This window comes from Cupriavidus campinensis (assembly GCF_905397395.1).
GTDB lineage: Bacteria > Pseudomonadota > Gammaproteobacteria > Burkholderiales > Burkholderiaceae > Cupriavidus > Cupriavidus campinensis.
Window position 1 is genome coordinate 1 of sequence record NZ_CAJPVH010000125.1, and the last position, 2534, is coordinate 2534.

A 2534-nucleotide genomic window follows, 5' to 3' on the forward strand; every position below is an offset into this window, starting at 1 on the left:
GACTGCCCCGCCGTGCCCGCCGCGCCCTGTGCATTGGCGGCTGCGGCATTGGCGGCCGCCACGGCCCCGTTGGCCGCGTTGTTGGCGTTGGCCACGGCAGCCGCCACGCCGCCCAGCGTGGCTTGCAGCTGCTGCGCCTGCGCGGCGGTGATGCGGCTCACATCGGGAATGTTGATGCTGGTGGCCACGGCCAGCGCGCCGTTGACGAAGACTGCACGGTCGATGCCGAAGCTGACCTGCAGGCCGCCGACGTCAAACCCGCCGCGCTGCTTGTCGAGCCGCGCCTGCGCCACCGGTTTCCATTTGGCCATGCCGCCGCGCGCATCGGTCACCGGCGCGTCGGGCTCGCGCGTGGCAACGGTCATGGCCGTTGCCAGCGGATCCTTGGCGGCGCGGTGCTTCGCCGCGGGGGCCCTGGCCACCGGCTCGTCTGACGCAGGCGCTTGGGCAACAGGGTTAACAGGGTTGGCAGGGTTAACGGGGGGCGTCGCCACACGCTCGGCGGGTGGCGGCAGCGGGATATCGGCAGCCAGTTCCACTTGCGTGGGCATCGCTGGCAGATCGATGGCATGGGACACGGCCACGGCCGGGAGTTCCGGCGCGGTGGGACCATCGGCGGTCGCGCTCAGCGCGATGTCGATCGCCGTATCGGGCATGGGTACACCCATGCTGGCGTAGGCATTGCCGGCGCAGGCCAGACCCGCGCCCAGCAGGGCCATCGCCGCCACACTGCCGGCTCTGCGCCGGAGTGCGGGTGAAGCGGTTGTCAGGACCATGACTGCTCCTCGACTCAGAAATCGTTCACGCCATGCTTGGGCATGACGGTGAAATACAGGCTGTCGCGGTTGATCCCCGAAGAGTAGGGCCCGGTTGGCGCGACGCGCCAGTCGGACACCAGATTGAATCGCGCGTTTTCGGTGCGGTTGTGGATCACGAACAGCAGCTGGCTGTCCCAGATCCGCTCGAAGTGCTCCCGCTCCAGCGAGCGCGTGCCCCGTGCCGGATCGCCGATCAGCACGCGGTTGCCCCTCACGCCCTTCACCACGACGAAGTGGTGATAACCGTTCTCGACGATCAGCACGATCGCCGGTACCTGCGTTTCCTCCAGCTTGGAGAGCGGCAGCTCATAGCCATCGGCCAGGAACCCGCGTGACTCCAGAAAGCGCTTCATGTCGAGCAGCGAGAACCCTTCGGCCCGAATCTTGGCCTGGTCGCCGTTGACATACATGTTGGCGAAAACCGTCTGCTCCGTGACCGGGTAGCCGTACTGGTAGGTCAGCAGCGTCGCCACGGCGGCCGAGCCGCAGCTGAAGTCGAACTGCTGGCGGATGGTGCTGCGATACCGGGCCTCGCGGAGGCTGGTGACCGGCACGTTGTAGCTCTTGCCGCCGTCGGCGGGCACGTTGATGTAGTCGGCGCGGGCAGCGGAGAAGCTCCCCAGCGTCGCCGCCACGGTAGCGGCGGCCAGCAACAGGCGGCGCATGATCATTTGAACTGGACGTTGAGGATGGTCGCGTTCTGGATCAGCACGTTATTGCCGGAGTTCTGGATCACGGTGGGCAGGCCCGCCGCGTTCGAGAACGCGCCATCGGAGACGATGTTGCTGCCAGACAGCGTGTTGATGGCGGCGTTTTCCGCCACGGTACCGTGCAGGCGCATGTCGTTGACGACAACTTCGGAGCCACCGCGTACGCCGTCCAGCTTGTCGCTGCCAACCGCGCGTGCCGTGGTGCCGAACAGATTGTTCCTGGGTGCCGCGTCCGGCTGGGCCGCCGTGACGCTTGCCGCTGCGCCGGCCACCGCGGTGGCTGCGCCCGATTCACTGCCGGCCACCGCCACGGCCGTTGCCTCGGCGGTCGGTGGTCCTGCCACAGCCTGGGCGAACGGCCAGGCCAGGAGAGCTGTCGTGACTGCCATGACAGCTGAGCGATGCGAACACATGGTGCGTCTCCCTCTTGTTCCGACTCCGCGGCTCCCATCCGGGCCGCGCCGCCGGACCTCCCAGGCACCTCGACAGACAAGCATCCCGGCCCTTGCAGGCGCCGGGATACCGTCATCCCGAATGCCAACCGTGCAAGCCTCCGGCCGAAGCCGGAGGACTCACTCGGACTTAGCGACCGGCATTCACGTTCGCCTGGACGTTGACGCTTTGCTGCACCAGCGACGCCATGCCGCTGTTCTGGCTGGCGATCATGACGCCCGCGGCGGATTGCCCGACGCTGGTCATGGTGTTGGACATGTTGAAGGTGCCGGCATCGACGATGTTGTAGCCACCGTTGCCGCCAGCGCCACCGACTGCACCGTTGCCGGCGCCGCCCGTGCCACCATTGCCCACACCACCTGCGCCGCCTGCGCCGCCCGTGCCCGATGCGGCACCCACTGCGCCGTTGCCGGCCGTGGCGCTACCGTTCGTGGCGACGGTGGTGGCGCTGCCATTGGTGGCCGCACCGCCTGCACCGCCGTTACCGGCCGTGCTGGTTTGCGTGCCGCCCGCGCCGCCCGTGGCCGTTGCCGCGCCAGCCGTGGCCGTTGCC

At 68.4% G+C, this 2534-nt stretch carries 2 protein-coding genes and 2 pseudogenes; all 4 read right to left on the reverse strand.

Features of this window, described 5'->3' with window-relative positions; genetic code table 11:
- Positions 1 to 776 (reverse strand): annotated as a pseudogene (locus KHO18_RS28605) (hypothetical protein); the annotation flags it as partial.
- A gap of 14 nt (positions 777 to 790) precedes the next feature.
- A complete protein-coding gene (locus tag KHO18_RS28035) occupies positions 791 to 1489 on the reverse strand; it encodes a C39 family peptidase (RefSeq protein ID WP_144201133.1) in 699 nt (232 codons plus the stop codon).
- The gene (locus KHO18_RS28040) at positions 1486 to 1941 is read right to left on the reverse strand and encodes a hypothetical protein (protein ID WP_144201131.1); all 456 of its coding nucleotides are present in this window, start codon (positions 1939 to 1941) and stop codon (positions 1486 to 1488) included. Before KHO18_RS28040 ends, KHO18_RS28035 begins: the two co-directional genes overlap by 4 nt.
- Before the next feature lie 169 nt (positions 1942 to 2110).
- Positions 2111 to 2534 (reverse strand): annotated as a pseudogene (locus KHO18_RS28045) (hypothetical protein); the annotation flags it as partial.

What these genes read in the sequence shown, in the direction of transcription:
- KHO18_RS28040 (WP_144201131.1), bottom strand. Translation starts at nt 1,941, where the DNA reads ATGTGTTCGCATCGCTCAGCTGTCATGGCAGTCACGACAGCTCTCCTG.
- KHO18_RS28035 (WP_144201133.1), bottom strand. Translation starts at nt 1,489, where the DNA reads ATGATCATGCGCCGCCTGTTGCTGGCCGCCGCTACCGTGGCGGCGACG.